General features: G+C 64.5%; 12 protein-coding genes. 7 read left to right on the forward strand and 5 right to left on the reverse strand.

The features are described 5' to 3' along the window. Positions 1–24: 24 nt before the first annotated feature. Positions 25–1695, forward strand: coding sequence for an AMP-binding protein (locus EYV96_RS16565; RefSeq protein WP_131152678.1), 1671 nt, complete (start codon positions 25–27; stop codon positions 1693–1695). A 132-nt stretch (positions 1696–1827) separates the two neighbouring features. Here the strand turns inward: EYV96_RS16565 and EYV96_RS16570 are convergent, their stop codons facing one another. The 3 genes from EYV96_RS16570 to EYV96_RS16580 form a co-directional block, all read right to left on the reverse strand. Continuing rightward, positions 1828–2220, reverse strand: a complete 393-nt coding sequence (locus EYV96_RS16570) for a peptidase C13 (RefSeq protein WP_240732635.1) — start codon at positions 2218–2220, stop codon at positions 1828–1830. 61 nt (positions 2221–2281) lie between these two features. Continuing rightward, positions 2282–3400, reverse strand: a complete 1119-nt coding sequence (gene zapE, locus EYV96_RS16575; protein ID WP_131152679.1) for a cell division protein ZapE — start codon at positions 3398–3400, stop codon at positions 2282–2284. A 19-nt stretch (positions 3401–3419) separates the two neighbouring features. Beyond that, positions 3420–4106 (reverse strand): alpha/beta hydrolase, encoded by a 687-nt coding sequence (locus EYV96_RS16580; RefSeq protein ID WP_131152680.1) that lies wholly within the window; start codon positions 4104–4106, stop codon positions 3420–3422. A gap of 57 nt (positions 4107–4163) precedes the next feature. Between EYV96_RS16580 and EYV96_RS16585 the strand changes: the two genes are divergently transcribed. Next, a complete protein-coding gene (locus EYV96_RS16585) occupies positions 4164–4757 on the forward strand; it encodes an acyl carrier protein phosphodiesterase (protein ID WP_131152681.1) in 594 nt (197 codons plus the stop codon). Between the two features lie 1316 nt (positions 4758–6073). Here EYV96_RS16585 and EYV96_RS16590 read toward each other — a convergent pair. Then, positions 6074–6595, reverse strand: coding sequence for a c-type cytochrome (locus EYV96_RS16590; RefSeq protein WP_131152682.1), 522 nt, complete (start codon positions 6593–6595; stop codon positions 6074–6076). 407 nt (positions 6596–7002) lie between these two features. Between EYV96_RS16590 and EYV96_RS16595 the strand changes: the two genes are divergently transcribed. The 5 genes from EYV96_RS16595 to EYV96_RS16615 all read left to right on the forward strand — a co-directional run bounded on the left by EYV96_RS16595 (position 7003) and on the right by EYV96_RS16615 (position 15988). Continuing rightward, positions 7003–8268: an efflux RND transporter periplasmic adaptor subunit gene (locus EYV96_RS16595; protein ID WP_131152683.1), complete on the forward strand. Its 1266-nt coding sequence runs from the start codon at positions 7003–7005 to the stop codon at positions 8266–8268. Between the two features lie 190 nt (positions 8269–8458). Further along, positions 8459–11704 carry an efflux RND transporter permease subunit gene (locus EYV96_RS16600; protein WP_131152684.1) on the forward strand — a complete coding sequence of 1082 codons (3246 nt, stop codon included), beginning with the start codon at positions 8459–8461 and terminating at the stop codon, positions 11702–11704. 198 nt (positions 11705–11902) lie between these two features. Further along, entirely contained in the window at positions 11903–15031 is a 3129-nt protein-coding gene (locus EYV96_RS16605) for an efflux RND transporter permease subunit (protein WP_131152685.1), read from the forward strand. 155 nt (positions 15032–15186) lie between these two features. Further along, positions 15187–15492 (forward strand): LysM peptidoglycan-binding domain-containing protein, encoded by a 306-nt coding sequence (locus EYV96_RS16610; RefSeq protein WP_131152686.1) that lies wholly within the window; start codon positions 15187–15189, stop codon positions 15490–15492. Between the two features lie 13 nt (positions 15493–15505). Beyond that, positions 15506–15988 (forward strand): hypothetical protein, encoded by a 483-nt coding sequence (locus EYV96_RS16615; protein ID WP_131152687.1) that lies wholly within the window; start codon positions 15506–15508, stop codon positions 15986–15988. A gap of 194 nt (positions 15989–16182) precedes the next feature. Here EYV96_RS16615 and EYV96_RS16620 read toward each other — a convergent pair whose 3' ends face one another. Continuing rightward, positions 16183–16605, reverse strand: coding sequence for a cupin domain-containing protein (locus tag EYV96_RS16620; protein WP_131152688.1), 423 nt, complete (start codon positions 16603–16605; stop codon positions 16183–16185). Positions 16606–16626: the final 21 nt, after the last annotated feature.

The following is a 16626-nucleotide window of genomic DNA, read 5'->3' on the forward strand; positions in this document are numbered from 1 at the left end:
TTTCCCTTGTCCGGAAACCCATCGATGCGCCCCAGTCCCAGCTATGTCCACGGAGCCAGCGACAAACCCCTCCTGGGCGAGACGGTGGGGCAGCTGCTCGATCGCATCGCCGCCACCCACCCGGACCGCCCCGCCCTGGTGGTGCGCGGGCAGTCGGTGCGGCGGACGTACGGCCAGTTCCATGCCGAAGTGGAGCGGGTGGCGGCGGCGCTGCTGGCGCTGGGGCTGGCCCGGGGCGAACGTATTGGCATCTGGGCGCCCAACCGGGCCGAATGGGTGGTACTGCAGTTTGCCGCGCCGATGGCGGGCCTGGTGTTGGTCAACATCAATCCGGCCTATCGCCTGCACGAGCTGGAGTTCGCCCTCAACAAGGTCGCGTGCCGGGCCCTCGTACTGCCGCGGCGATTCAAGACGTCCCGCTACCTGGAGATGCTGCTGGAGCTTGCCCCCGAGCTGGCCCTGGCGGCGCCCGGCGCGCTGGCCTCGGTTCGGGTGCCTTCCCTGCGTGAGGTGATCCTGCTCGACGACGAGCCCGCGCCCGGTACACGGCGCTGGAGCGAGCTGGCTGCGCTGGCTTCCGCCGACGCCCTGTCCCGGATGCGCGAACAGGCGGCGAGCCTGGCCTTCGATGACCCGGCCAACATCCAGTTCACTTCGGGCACGACCGGGGCCCCCAAGGGCGCCACGCTCACCCACCACAACATCGTCAACAACGGGTATTTCGTCGGCGAGTCGATGCGCCTGACCGAGCAGGATCGCCTGTGCATCCCGGTGCCGTTCTATCACTGCTTCGGCATGGTGCTGGGCAACCTTGCCTGCGTGACGCATGGGGCCTGCATGGTGATTCCGGGCGAGGGCTTCGATGCGCTGACCACGTTGGAGACAGTGGCCGCGGAGCGCTGCACCGGGCTGCATGGCGTGCCGACGATGTTCATCGCCGAACTCGATCATCCGCAGTTTCGTGAGTTTGACCTGAGCAGCCTGCGCACCGGCATCATGGCCGGCTCGCCGTGTCCGATCGAAGTGATGCGGCGCGTGGTCAACGAGATGCACATGAGCGAGGTGACCATCGCTTACGGCATGACCGAAACCAGTCCGGTGAGCTTTCAGACGGTGCCGGAGGATCCGCTGGAGCGGCGCGTCGCTTCGGTGGGGCGCGTGCATCCCCATGTCGAAGTGAAGCTGGTCAACGAGCAGGGCGAAATCGTTCCTTGCGGTGAAACCGGGGAACTATGCACGCGCGGCTACTCGGTGATGCTCGGTTACTGGGAAGATCCGGCCAGGACGACCGAAGCCGTCGATCCAGCGGGATGGATGCATACGGGTGATCTGGCGGTGATCGACGACGAGGGCTACTGCACGATCGTCGGCCGCCTGAAGGACATGATTATCCGCGGCGGCGAAAACGTGTATCCGCGCGAAATCGAGGAATTCCTGTACACGCATCCGAAGGTGCAGGAAGTGCAGGTCTTCGGCGTGCCCGATGCGAAGTTCGGCGAGCAGGTGTGTGCGTGGGTCCATCTGCGTGAAGGGGCTACGGCAACCGAGGCGGAGATCCAGGATTTCTGCCGCCGGCACCTGGCGTATTACAAGGTGCCGCATTACGTGCGCTTCGTGACGTCGTTTCCGATGACGGTGACGGGGAAGGTGCAGAAGTTCCTGATGCGGGAGGCGATGGCGCGGGAGTTGGGGTGATGTCATCACCACCTTTACCTCCCTATGGCCGTCATTCCGGCGAAAGCCGGAATCCAGTGAAAAATGACGTGACTGGGTTCCGGCCTGCGCCGGAATGACGTCCATGAAAGATGGCGTAGAAGTGCCGTGCAATTACGGCGTAATCGTAAAGTCCACTTCAATCGGATACGGCACCGGGCTCTCCGGCGGTGGTGGCACCGTCCACGTCGCAAACTTGCCCATCAGGCAGGTCGCCACATCCGTCGTCGGCCGCACTTCGACCCGCGTCAGCGATCCATTTTTTTGCACATCGGCCACCAGCGTGAACGGCGCCTTGTTTGCGTTCGGAATGCTCGCGATGCACGCCTTCAGCGCGTCGGTGGTCGGGTTGCCGATCTTCGCCCAGAGCTTCTTCTGGTAATCGGGGCCGGTAAGGCTTCCTTCATTCAACTTGGCCTGGGTGACGCGCGTGGTGAACTCGTCGTCCGGCGCGGCCGTGGCAGCGGCGCTCCATACGAGCAGGGCGGCAAGGAGAAGATGGCGCATGGCGGTTTCCGAAGTCAGCGGGCGCCACACGTTAGCAGTTAAACCCCTGCCTCGATATCGATCAGTCCGCCCGGTGCGCCGAGGCCAGGTATTCCTCGCTGCCCATTTCGATCAATCGCGATTCCGTGCGACCGAATTCGGCGCGCAGGCGGTCACCGTCATACAGGTCGGTAATGGGCGTGGCGGCGGAGAGAATCAATTTGACGTGGCGATCGTAGAACTCGTCCACCAGCAGCACGAAGCGTCGCGCGGCATCGTCGGTGTAGACGCTGAACTGCGGCACATTGGACACGATCACCGCCGGGCCGGCCTTGGCGATGGCGATGTAATCGGCGACGGCGCGCGGGCCTTCGCAAAGGGCATCGAACTCGAACCAGAGGATGTTCTCGGCGCGCTTGCGTATCGGAATGGGGCGGTCGTTGACGATGAGGTCGCCGCCTTCCTGGATATCGCCCGTGGCCTGCGTGGTGAAGATGCGTGACAGCGCGCGCTCGGCTTCGGCGCTTGGCGGCGTGAAGTACACCGGCGCCTGCGACAGCTGGCGCAGGCGCCAGTCGCGCGAGGAGATCATTTCCACGACGTGGCACTGTTTCTGGATGAGCGCGATGGCCGGGAGAAAGCGCGCGCGCTGCAGGCCGTCCTTGTAGAGATTCGCCGGCTGCGTATTGGACGTGGTGACCAGGCTGACGCCGCGCGCGAACAGCGCGTCGAGCAAGGTGCCCAGGATCATCGCGTCGCCGATGTCATTGACGAGGAATTCGTCCAGGCAAAGCACGCGGCAACGTGCGGCGATGCCGTTGGCCACTTCCAGCAGGGGATCCTGGCGCTCGCCCAGGTCGCGCAGCTGCTCGTGCACCTCGCCCATGAAGCGGTGGTAGTGGCGGCGCAGGGCGACGCCGTGCGGCAGGCTGGCGACGAACAGGTCCATCAGGAACGTCTTGCCGCGACCGACGCTGCCCCAGAGGTAAAGGCCGGGCACGGCCTCGCGCTCTTCGTTGCCCAACAGCGAGCGCAGCTTGCCGAACAAGCCGCTGTTGGCCGGTGGCGCGGCGCAGAGCGCGGCGTGCATGCGGTCGAATTCCGGGAGGACGGCCAGCTGCGCGGGATCGGACTCCCAACGATGCGCGGCGACGCCTTCCTGGTAGCGCGCGCTGGGCGCGATCGTGGGTGCTTCACTCATGAGAACGGGATGGCTATGGTCAGCCGCGCAGCGGCGGCAGCCACTCGTGGACGGCGTGCTTGATGGCACCGCGCAGGTCCATCAGGCGGCGATGGAAGAAATGGCTAGTTTCGGGCATGCGCACGAGCTCCGGCTTTTTCGCCAGGCTGTCGATCCAGTCGTAGACAGCCTGCGGGTCGACGATCTCGTCTTCCTCGCCCTGAACCACCAGCCAGGGACACTGCGGCGGATCGAGATGGGCGAAATCCCAGCGTCCGGCCGGCGGGGCGATGCTGATCAGCGCGTTCGCGCCCAGGCGCACGGTGTTGCGTATCGATACGTAGCTGCCAAAGGAAAAGCCGGCCAGCCACAAGGCGTCGTCGGGTCGTTGCTGGCGCACCCATGCGACCACGGCGGCAAGGTCGTCGCCTTCGCCGTTGCCATTGTCGAAGACGCCCTCGGAGGCACCGGTGCCGCGAAAATTGAAACGCACCGTGTCCAGGCCGGATTCGCGCAGGGCGCGCTCGACCATGGTCACCACTTTGTTGTGCATCGTGCCGCCCTGAAGCGGGTGCGGATGGCAGATCACGGCGGTGCCGCGGCGCGCTTCGGTGCGCTCGGCGACATCGCTAATGCATTCGAGCTTGCCGGCCGGGCCGTCCAGCGCGAAGCTGGCCGCCTGGTCGGGAAACGTATCGGGTTGAGTGGGCAGGGCAATGGGATCCATGCGCAAGATGATAACCGCCGGACACGTTCAACGTCCGTTGCGCCCGGGCCGCGCGCCATGAACCACCTGGCGCATGCCCTGCTGGCCGGTGACGACGAAGGCCTGGTGCTCGGCGGCCTGATGGGCGATTTCGTCCACGGTCGCCTGGAGGACGACATGCTGCCGGCGCGCGTGCTCGACGGCATTCGCCTGCATCGCGCCATCGATGTCTATACCGATGCCCACCCGGAAGTCGTTGCCGCCAAGGCGATGCTGCCGACCCCCTATCGCCGCTATGGCGGCATCCTGCTGGACATGTGGTTCGACCATGACCTGGCGCGGGACTTTGCGCGCTGGAGCGATGTTCCGCTGGCTGACTATTCACGCCGTATCCACGATCTGCTGCATCGGCATGACGACCTGCTGCCGGATGCCATGCGCCGGTTCCGGGATTACATGGATGCCCACGACCTGCCAGCGGGCTATGCCGATCCGGTGGAGCTGGACCGGGCGTTCCGTGGCGTGTCGCATCGGTTGACCCGCGCCAATCCGGTGGGGACGGCGATGCCGGTGCTGGCGGAGCGGGATGCCGGCCTCAGGGAGCGATTCGAGGCGTTTTTTCCGCAGCTGATGGGATTTGCGGAGGAGTGGCGGGGGAATGTGGGTCGGTGACGTGAGGACGGGGCGTCGCTGGTTCCGGGATGCTGACTTTCATGGCCGCCATGCCTGCGCAGGCAGGCACCCAGTGACGACCGCACGCGGTTGTCGCCTCACCCTCTCACGTCGTCATGCCGGCGAAAGCCGGCATCCAGGGGCGACATGGCTCATCTGTGCGTAACCGCAACCTGGCCGCTTACGCCGCGGGGGCGTTTCGACCGACTGCCGTCGGCCGAGTCACTTTTCTTTTGCTTGCCCAAAAGAAAAGTAACCCAAAGAAAATGGCATGAGAGCCGGGGTGCGCTTGCGTTAGCGACGTGTCTCACGGGACGCGCAGGCTCAAGTGATCACCGGTGAGGCCAACTAACGTCCGACCGTTGGCGATCCGCCCCACCGCTGAAAGCGGTGCGCGGAATGATCGGCGGTCGGCCCGGAAGGGGTGGGCGCGGCGAATAATCCATGTGCGACCAGGCGTAGTTGTCGCCACATTCCCCCAAGGTCGTCATGGCGGCGAAAGCCGCCATCCACACGCGACCACGTCCGGTTTTAACCGCACGCCCCAAGCACACCGTCATGCCTGCGCAGGCAGGCACCCAGTGGCGACCACACGCGGTTGTCGCCTCACCCTCTCACGTCGTCATGCCGGCGAAAGCCGGCATCCAGGGGCGATCAGGCTCATCTGTGCGATATCGCGACCGGGCCGCTTACGCAGCGGGCGTTTCGACCGACTGCCGTCGGCCGAGTCACTTTTCTTTTGCTGGCCCAAAATAAAAGTAACCCAAAGAAAATGGCCTGAGAGCGGGGTGCGCGCTCACGTTAGAGACGTGTCTCACGGGACACGCAGGCTCAAGTCATCACCGGTGAGGCCAACTAACGTCCGACCGTTGGCTATCCGCCCCACCGCTGAAAGCGGGGCGCAGAACGATCGGCGGTCGGCCCGGAAGGGGGGGGGGGCAGCGAATAATCCAGGGGCGACCACGCACGGTTTGCACCGCACATCCAAAAAACACCGTCATGCCTGCGCAGGCAGGCACCCAGTGACGAACACACACGGTTGCCACCTCACCCTCTCACGTCGTCATGCCGGCGAAAGCCGGCATCCAGGGGCCGCGAGGCTTGTCGGTGCGCTACCCCACCAGGTCTCCTCGCTGCGGTTGCGGCGTAAACCATGTCATGGCACACCTGTCAGCTAGGGCTCCGGTCTACGTGCCTGCGCCGGAATGACGGCACGTCGGGAGTAGGTGAATGGCGGTAGGGAGAGGAGTGTCGCCGGCCCGGCACAACAAAAAAGCCGCCCGGAGGCGGCTTTTTCACTCAACCGGCAAAGCGAATCACTTCGCCTGGTCGACGATCCAGTGCACGGCGTTCTTGACCTGCTCGTCGGTCAGGGCCGGGTTGCCGCCCTTGGCCGGCATGAAGTTGCCGTCCGGACCCTTGTAGCCTTCGATCGCGTGCTTGACCAGCGTGTCCAGGCCCTCGGCGATGCGGGCGCTCCAGGCACCCTTGTCGCCCAGCTTCGGCGCACCGGCAACGCCGGCGGTGTGGCAGCTATGGCACAGGTTGTCGTAGATGGTCTTGCCGTCGGTCGAGCCGCCGTAGGCGACCTGCGAGGCAGCGGCCTTGGCGGCGGCGTCGGCGGCTTCCTGCATGGCGGCACGGCCGGTATCGCCAGCGTACACGGCACCCGCCGGGGCAATGCGCTCGGCGACTCGCTTCGACGCTTCCGGGTTGGTCTCCTTGGGAGCGGCGTCGTAGATCATCCAGGCGCCGCCGATCAACAGCAGGGTCAGCACACCCAGGCCCGCGATCAGCAAGGAAAAGCTGCGCATGAAGCTCTGGTCGGATTTGGTCATGGAACCGCTCACGCAAGTACTCCAGTTCAGTGGGAACCACCCCGGGAGGGGCCGGTCCGGGCAACAAGACGGGGGATTATAGACGAAGGAAAGGAGAGTTTTCAGGCTGTCCATGCCCATTTTGCCGCAGGGCCAGCCGGCAGGGCGTTCCACGGGGGCCTCGACGCGCCCCGACGGAGCCCGGCGCCCCGCCCCTGAAACCTTCGACATTCCTTGTCATCTAAAGCCATCAGGCTATGGGCCGACAACGGCCACGTCCCTGCCATCGGTCATGCCGTACCCGTGTCAACTGGCATTGTTCCATTTCGTTGTTCTGCCCCTATCCTTTCACCCGTCGTACAAATCTGGCGCTCAAGCTGCGCACGGTGGGGTCGGGTGGCCCGCCTTTAATCCAGGAGTCTTTTTTCATGTCGCGTTTTTGGAAGATCGCGCTGATCGTCGTCGCCGTGGTTCTGGTGGTGGGGGTCGGATATCACCTGATGCATAAGCCGGGAGCGGCTGGTGCTCAGGCAGGCCAGCAAGGCGGCCGTGGTGGCCAGGGTGGCCCCGGTGGCCAGGGCCAGGGTGACGACAAGGACCAGGCACCGGTGCCGGTCACGGTCGAGCCCGTGGTGAAGAAAGACGTGCCGGTCTACCTGACCGCCCTGGGCACCGTGCAGGCGCTCAACACGGTGACGGTCAATCCGCAGGTCACCGGCCAGCTGCTGAGCCTGAACTTCAAGGAAGGCCAGGAAGTGAAGAAGGGCGACGTGCTTGCGCAGATCGATCCGCGCACGTTCCAGGCCCAGTACGACCAGGCCCTGGCCAAGAAGCAGCAGGACGAGGCCTTGCTCGCCACCGCGCGCTCGAACCTCGAGCGCAGCCAGAACCTGGCGCCGCAGGGTTACATCTCCAAGCAGGACCTGGACACGCTGCGCAACACCGTGGCGCAGTACAAGGCCTCTGTGGAAGCCGACGTGGGCGCGATCAACAACGCGCAGGTGCAGCTGGGCTTCACCAAGGTGCTGTCGCCGATCGACGGCGTTACCGGCATTCGCGGCGTGGACCCGGGCAACCTGGTCACCACGGCGAGCAACATCGTCACCATCACCCAGATCCATCCGATCTACGTGATGTTCACGCTGCCGGAGCAGAACCTTGAGATGGTGCGTGGCGCAGCCCGCGGTGCCGAACCGTTGCAGGTGACGGCACTGGATCGCGTCGATGCGCATCCGATCGCCGAAGGCGGCGTGCTCAACGTGATCGACAACCAGATCGATACCACCACCGGCACGTTCCGTCTTCGTTCGCAGTTCACCAACGAAAAGAACGACCTGTGGCCGGGCCAGTTCGTCAACGTGCGCCTGAAGGTCCGCACGGTGAGTGGCGGCCTGGTGATCCCGTCGCAGGCGGTGCAGCGCGGCCCGGATGGCGATTACGTCTATCAGGTGCAGGGCGACAGCACGGTCAAGATGCAGCCGGTGAAGGTTGCCGGCGAAGTGGGCGACAGCCACGTGATGATCGGCTCCGGTCTCGCCTCGGGTGACACCGTGGTGACCGAAGGTCAGTTCCGCCTGAAGCCGGGCAGCAAGGTCAAGGCGCTCAAGCCGGGTGAAGTGCCCGCTGCGCCGACGGCCGAAGAGCTGCAGAAGGCCAAGCAGAACGGCCAGGGCGGCGGACGCCGTCGCGGTTGATGCCGAAGGACGGGCAGGAGCAAGTGGTGCCATGCGATCGAACGATCGCGTGGCGCCCGGCAAACAAGGGTGGAGCCCTTGCCAGCCGCGCAGCCGCGATCGGCTCCTGACCGCCGGATACCCCCTTACCCCACGGTGCTGCAATGGATCGCACGCCTCGCATTAGCAAGTCATAACTGACGGCATATCCATGGGATTCTCGACGCTCTTCATTCGCCGACCGATCGCTACCTCACTGTTGATGGTGGCGGTGCTGTTGCTCGGCATCCTCGGTTACCGACAGCTGCCGGTCTCGGCGCTGCCGGAAATCGATGCGCCCAGCCTGGTCGTGACCACGCAGTATCCGGGTGCCAGCGCATCCACGATGGCTGCGCTGATCACCACGCCGCTGGAGCGCAACTTCGGCCAGATTTCCGGCCTGTCGATGATGACCTCGGATTCGTCCGCGGGCCTGTCGACCATCGTGCTGCAGTTCTCGATGGATCGCGATATCGACATCGCGGCGCAGGACGTGCAGGCGGCGATCAGCCAGGCCAAGGGCACGCTGCCCAACAACCTGCCGTATCCGCCGGTGTACAACCGCGTGAACCCGGCCGATGCGCCGATCCTCACGCTCAAACTGACGTCCGACAGCCTGCCGCTGCGTGACATCAACAACATCGCCGACTCGATCCTGGCGCAGAAGCTCTCGCAGGTGCAGGGCGTGGGCCTGGTGTCCATCGCCGGCAACGTGCGTCCGGCCGTGCGCATTCAGGTGAACCCGGCGCAGCTGTCCAACCTCGGCCTGACCCTGGAAGACGTGCGCGCCGCGCTGACCCAGGCCAACGTGAACGCGCCCAAGGGCACGCTCAACGGCAAGACCCAGAGCTACAGCATCGGCACCAACGATCAGCTCGCCGACGCTGCCGAATACAAAAACACGATCATCGCGTACAAGAACAACTCGCCCGTGCGTCTCTCCGACGTGGCGAACGTGATCGATGGCGTGGAAAACGACCAGCTTGCCGCGTGGGCCAATGGCAAGCCGGCCGTACTGCTGGACATCCGCCGCCAGCCGGGTGCGAACATCGTGCAGACCGTCGAGCACATCCGCTCGATCATGCCGGAGCTGCGCAGCGTGCTGCCGGCCGACGTGCACCTGGATGTGTTCGCTGACCGTACCGTCACCATCCGCGCGTCGGTGGAAGACGTGCAGTTCACCCTGATCCTGACCGTCTGCCTCGTGGTGGCGGTGATCTTCGCTTTCCTGCGCCGACTGTGGGCCACGATCATTCCGTCGGTGGCGGTGCCGCTGTCGCTGATGGGCACGTTCGGCGTGATGGCCTTCGCCGGCATGTCGCTGGACAACCTCTCGCTGATGGCGCTGACCGTCGCGACAGGCTTCGTCGTGGACGATGCGATCGTGATGATCGAAAACATCGTGCGCTACATCGAGCAGGGCAAGAGCGGCAAGGAAGCGGCTGAAATCGGCGCGAAGGAAATCGGCTTCACGGTGCTGTCGCTGACGGTCTCGCTGATCGCCGTGTTCCTGCCGCTGCTGCTGATGCCGGGCGTCACCGGCCGACTCTTCCATGAGTTCGCCTGGGTGCTGACGATCGCGGTGGCCATCTCGATGTTGGTGTCGCTGACGCTGACGCCGATGATGTGCGCCTACCTGCTCAAGCCCGATGCGCTGCCGGAAGGCGACGATGCGCATGAGCGTCACGCTGCTGCCGGCAAGCGCACGGTGTGGTCGCGCACGGTGGACCTGTACGACAGCACGCTGGGCTGGGTGCTGGACCACCAGCGTTTCACGTTGACCGTCGCCGCCATCACGGTGGTGTTCACGGTGTTCCTCTACATCGTGATCCCCAAGGGCCTGCTCCCCGAGCAGGACACCGGCCTGATCACGGGCGTGGTGCAGGCGGACCAGAACGTCGCCTTCCCGCAGATGGAACAGCGTACCCAGGCCGTGGCCAATGCCTTGCGCCAGGATCCGGCCGTCAGTGGCGTGGCCGCGTTCATCGGCGCCGGCTCGATCAACCCGACGCTCAACCAGGGCCAGCTCAGCATCGTGCTGAAGGACCGCGGCGATCGCGAGGGCCTGGACACGATCATGCCGCGCCTGCAGAACGCCGTGGCGCAGATCCCGGGCGTGGCGCTGTACCTCAAGCCCGTGCAGGACGTGACGCTCGATACGCGCGTTGCCGCCACCGAGTACCAGTACTCGCTGTCGGCCGTTAACTCGAAGGAGCTGGCGCAGTACGCGACGCAGATGACGCAGGCGATGCGCAAGCGTCCCGAGCTGTCCGACGTCGACAACAATCTGGCCGACAGCGGCAACGCGCTCAAGCTGACCATCGATCGCGAGAAGGCCAGCCGCCTGGGCGTGCCGGTGCAGACGATCGACGACACGCTGTACGACGCCTTCGGCCAGCGCCAGATTTCGACCATCTTCACCCAGCTCAACCAGTACCGCGTGGTGCTGGAAGTGGCACCGGAATTCCGCACCAGCCGCGACCTGCTGAACAAGCTCACGGTGCGCGGCAATGGCAACGGCGCACTCACGGGCAGCACGGCCACCAGCTTCGGCCAGGTGACCTCGAGCAACTCCGCCACGCCGTCAGGTATCGGCAGCACGGGCAACGTCGGCTTCCAGGTCGGCGGCGGCGGCACGATTCCGATCGCTTCGCTGGCCAGCGCCGAAGTCACCAGCGCGCCGCTCGTGGTCAGCCACCAGCAGCAGCTGCCGGCCGTTACGCTGTCCTTCAACGTCGCCCAGGGCTATTCGCTGTCCGATGCGGTCGATGCGATCCACAAAGTGGAAGCCGAACTCAACCTGCCGCCGCAGGTTCGCGGCCAGTTCATCGGCAAGGCGGCGGAGTTCTCCTCCTCGCTGGGCGATGAAGTGCTGCTCCTGCTTGCCGCCATCGTGGTGATCTACATCGTGCTGGGCGTGCTCTACGAGAGCTACATCCATCCGCTGACCATCATTTCGACGCTGCCGCCGGCAGGCGTGGGCGCGCTGCTGGCGCTCATCCTCTGCGGCATGAGCCTGTCGGTGGATGGCATCGTGGGTATCGTGCTGCTGATCGGTATCGTGAAGAAGAACGCGATCATGATGATCGACTTCGCGATCGAGGCGCAGCGCACCGGCATGAACGCGGTGGAAGCGATCCGACGCGCGTGCTTGCTGCGCTTCCGCCCGATCATGATGACCACTGCCGCCGCCATGCTGGGTGCACTCCCGCTGGCACTGGGCACGGGCATCGGCTCGGAGCTGCGTCGCCCGCTCGGCGTGTCGATCGTCGGCGGCCTGCTGCTCTCGCAGCTTGTGACGCTTTACACCACGCCGGTGATCTATCTGTACATGGAGCGATTCTCCGACTGGTTGCGCGTGCGCCGCGAGCGCCGTGCGCTGGAACGGGCGGCACCGGGTACCGGCACGGCGGCGTGACGCCACCTGCCGACAACCGGATCGTCCATGGCGGGACAAACGAGGGGCGGGGCCGACAGGTCTCGCCCCTTTCGGCGTGGAACGGGACCATGATTTCCTCGCCATTCAACCCACGGCGCGCTGATGCGTTAAGGCGGAAGGAGCCGCTTCACGTTCTCATGCGCGACGGCAAGCAAACAACGGAACTAAGCTGATCGCATGAACATCTCCGGCCCGTTCATCCGCCGACCGATCGGCACCTCGCTGCTCGCCATGGGCGTGTTCGTGCTGGGCATGATCTGCTATTCGCTACTTGGCGTGGCGGCGCTGCCGAACATGCAGTTCCCGGTGATCTTCGTGCAGGCCAGCCAGGCCGGCGCCGATGCCAGCACGATGGCCTCGACGGTGGCCGCGCCGCTGGAGCGGCATCTGGGGCAGGTGCCGGGCATCGACACCATGCGTTCGCGCAGTTCCGAGGGCAGCACGTCGGTGTTCCTGATGCTCCAGAGCGGCGTCGACATCGACGCTGCCGCGCGTGACGTGCAGGCGGCCATCAATGCGTCTGCGCCAGACCTCCCGCCGGGACTCAACAGCTCGCCGAGCTATCAGAAGGCCAATCCGAACGACGATCCGATCATCGCGTTTGCGCTGACCTCCGAGACCCAGGACGCCGCGGACCTCTACAACGTCGCCGATTCGCTGCTCGCGCAACGCCTGCGCCAGCTCGATGGCATTTCGTCGGTGGATATCGCCGGTGCGGCCACGCCGGCCATCCGCGTGGACCTTAACCTGCGAGCGCTCAACTCGATGGGGCTTTCGCCCGATCAGCTGCGCAACGCACTCGTGGCCGCCAATGTGACGTCGCCGGTAGGTTTCCTGTCCGACGGCAAGACGACGATGGCGATCACCGCCAACGACCAGCTGAAGACCGCGCAGGACTTCGCCAACCTCGTGGTCGCGATGCGAAACGGCACGCCGGTGCGCCTGTCGGACGTGGGCAGGGTCTATGCCGGCACGCAGGACGCCTACCAGGCTGCATGGTTCCAGGGTAAGCCCGCGATCCTGATGTACGTGTACAAGAAGGCCGGCGCGAATGTGATCGCCACCGTCGATTCGGTCCGCGACCTCATCCCGACCCTGCGCTCGTACCTGCAGCCAGGCACGGTGCTGACGCCGTACTTCGACGGCACGCCCACCATTCGCGCGTCGTTGCATGAAGTGCAGGCAACGTTGTTGATCAGCCTGGCCATGGTCGTGCTGACCATGGCGCTGTTCCTGCGTCGCCTCGCACCCACGCTGATTGCAGCCGTTGCCGTGCCGCTCTCGCTGGCCGGCGGCTTCATCGTGATGCACCTGCTTGGTTACACGCTCAACAACCTGACGTTGCTGGCGCTCGTGATCGCCATCGGTTTCGTCGTGGATGACGCGATCGTGGTGATCGAGAACATCATTCGCCACATCGACCAGGGCATGTCGCGCTTCGAGGCGACGCTGGCCGGTGCCAAGGAGATCGGGTTCACCATCGTGTCGATCACGGCCTCGCTGATCGCCGTGTTCATTCCACTGCTGTTCGCCGGTGGCATCACCGGTCTGTTCATGCACGAATTCACCATGACGCTGGTGGCGGCCATCGCGATGTCCGCGCTGGTGTCGCTCACCCTGACGCCTTCGCTGTGCGGCCGGTTCCTCAGCGGTCATGCGCACCACGCCAAGCCGTCGCGCTTTGGCGACATGCTGGAGCGGTTCCACGAGCGCATGCTTGGGGTGTACACGCGCGCGTTGAATTTCTCGCTCAAGCACGCGCTGGCCTTCGCGCTGACGCCGCTGGCGCTGATCTTCCTCACGATCGTCCTTTTCGGCGTGGTCAAGCAGGGTTTCTTCCCGCCGCAGGACACGGGACTGATCTGGGCGCGCTCCACGTCGAGCGCGACGGTGTCGTTCGGCGAGACGATCAAGCGCCAGGAACGCATCACCAACATGTTGCTGTCCGATCCGGCGGTGAAGTCGGTGAGCTCACGCCTGGGCACGAGCCGACAGGGCACGGCCGGCTCCTTCAGCATTGAGCTGAAGACGCGCGCGGAAGGCCGCAAGGAAAACACCTTTGACGTGCTGGCGCGCCTGAGTGCCAAGGCCAACCAGTATCCCGACCTCAACGTGCGCCTGCGTCCCTTGCAGGACCTGCCCAGTGGCGGTGGCGGACAAGGGCAGGGCGCGCAGTACCAGATTTCCCTGCAGGGCAATAATTCCGACGAACTGCAGACATGGTTGCCGAAACTGGTCGCCGAGCTGAAGAAGAATCCCAAGCTCAAGGACGTCGGCTCGGACATCGACGATGCCGGTTTGCGCCAGAACATCGTGATTGACCGCGACAAGGCCGCGCGCCTGGGCGTGAGCATCGGCACCATCGATGGCGCGCTCTACAACGCCTTTGGCCAGCGCCAGGTGTCGACCATTTATTCGGATATCAATCAGTACAAGGTGGTACTGAACGCGCTGCCTGCGCAGACGGCCACGCCCGATGCGATCAACCGCATCTATGTGGCGTCCAACAAGGGCGAGATGGTGCCCCTGACCGCGCTGGCGCGGCAGGAGCCTGGCGTGGCGCCGTCGCAGATCGCGCACGAGAACCAGTACACCACGATGGATCTCAGCTTCAATCTGGCGCCGAATGTCAGCATGGGCGAAGCGATGATGATCGTGCAGTCAACGGCAAAGAACATGCGCATGCCGGGCGACATCCGGCTGAATGTCGGCGGCGATTTCCGTCGCTTCCAGCAGTCGCAGAGCGGCATGCTGTGGTTGCTCGCGGCTGCGGTGATCACGGTCTACATCGTGCTGGGCATGCTGTACGAAAGCCTGATCCATCCGGTGACGATTCTTTCGACGTTGCCGGCAGCTGGCGTGGGCGCGCTGGTGGCGCTCTGGGTCACCAACACCGACTTGTCGATGATTGCGCAGATTGCGTTGGTGCTATTGATCGGTATCGTGAAGAAGAACGCGATCATGATGATCGACTTCGCGCTGGTCGCTCAGCGCGAGCATGGCAAGCCACCGCTGGAGGCCGCGCGCGAAGCGTGTATCGTGCGCTTCCGCCCGATCATGATGACCACGATGGTGGCGATCCTGGCCGCCATGCCGATTGCCATCGGCCTGGGCGAAGGTTCCGAGTTGCGCCGTCCGCTGGGCATCGCGCTGATCGGTGGCCTGATCATTTCGCAGAGTCTCACCCTGCTTAGTACGCCTGCCCTTTATGTGATCTTCAGTTGCCTGTCTGATCACTGGAAGGCGTGGCGAGCGCGCCGTCGCGCGCGTCGCGTGAGCGGCCTCGCACCGGCGAACGTCGAGTAACGCGCGTATCTGCGAACGGAGGTGCGAGGCAGTCGATGACTGCCTCGATGTGCATGTCCTGCACCGCGCGCTCACATGGCGACGCGCACCTCCTCACATCACATTAACCGCCTAACCACTAACACTGCTCCCCCCACGGGAAGGAGTAGCGTTCAATGGGTAATGAAACGGGCAAGCCCGATTTCTCCAATGTGCAAAGCAGCGTGAAGTCCACCGCTGCGGACGCACCGAAAGCTGATTTCAGCAACGTCGAAAGCCACGTCGCGTCCACCGCGCCCGACGCACCGTCGACCGAACAAACCTATACGGTTCAGTCCGGTGACAACCTGTCGAAGATTGCCAAACACTTCTATGGCAATGCCAATGCGTGGCACCCGATCTTCGACGCCAATCGCGACCAGCTCAGCAATCCGGATGTGATCAAGCCCGGACAAGTGTTGAAGATCCCCGCCAAATCCTGAAGGAGACGCAAGCATGAATCCCATTCGCCTGATATCCGCGACCGCACTCGCCCTTTCGTTCGCGCTGGCGCTCAGCGCCTGCGGCAAGAAAGAAGAATCCAGCGTCGAATCGACGGCACCGAGCACACCGCCTGCCGCTGAGCAACCGGCCGCCACGCCTCCGGCCAATGAACCGGTCGCCGTGGCATCCATCGACCTGGGCAATGCGGTCGGTGGCGACCAGAAGGTGACAACCGCGACGACGACGTTTGCGCCGAAGGATGCGATCTATGCAGCCGTCTCCACGACCGGTAGCGGTACCGCGACGGTGGCCGCGAAGTGGACGTTCCAGGATGGCCAGACGGTAAAGGAAGACAGCAAGTCGATCGCGCCCGTGGGGCCGGCGACAACGTCGTTTGAAATCAGCAAGCCCGATGGCTGGCCGGTCGGCAAGTACAAGGTCGACGTCACGCTCAACGGACAGCCTGCCGGTTCGAAGGACTTTGAAGTGAAGTGAGCGAGCGCGCCATGCATCGCGAAGGGGTAAAGGGCGGCTTTGCCGCCCTTTTTCTGTGAGGCCGTAGCGGCTTTGCCGCCCTTTTTCTATGAGGCCGTAGCGGCTTTGCCGCCCTTTTTCTATGAGGCCGTAGCGGCTTTGCCGCCCTTTTTCCATGAGGCCGTAGCGGCATTGCCGCCCATGTTTTCATGAAGTCATGGCGGCGCGTCGGGTACGGCGATGGGCCAGCCCTCGGCGCCGGCGTAGAACACAATCAGCGATGTCGGCTGCTCTTTCGTGTAGCCGCGGTGCACGACGTCAACCAGCTCAGGCAGCACGTCGCCCGCGCGAACGACTCGCGTCTGCCCGTTATCCCGGCGTTCCACGTGCAGGCTGCCGTCGGTGACATAGGCCACGTTGATCACCGGATGGCGATGCCAGGGGAGGATGGTGTGCGGGGGAAGGGTGATCTTCAGGACGCTGACCTGCGGTGATCCGGACGGATAGCTCGCATAGGCCGTGCCGTCCCATGCCGCTGACGACCTGAGCAGGGTTTCGGAGACGGCTTCGCCCGCCAGGAGTGGCATCGTCGCACCGAGGAACAGCAGCGGGAGGCAGGTGGGTATCAGGCGCGGCATGAGTTTCTCCTTGATGCCATT

Source organism: Dyella terrae (assembly GCF_004322705.1).
Lineage (GTDB): Bacteria > Pseudomonadota > Gammaproteobacteria > Xanthomonadales > Rhodanobacteraceae > Dyella_D > Dyella_D terrae.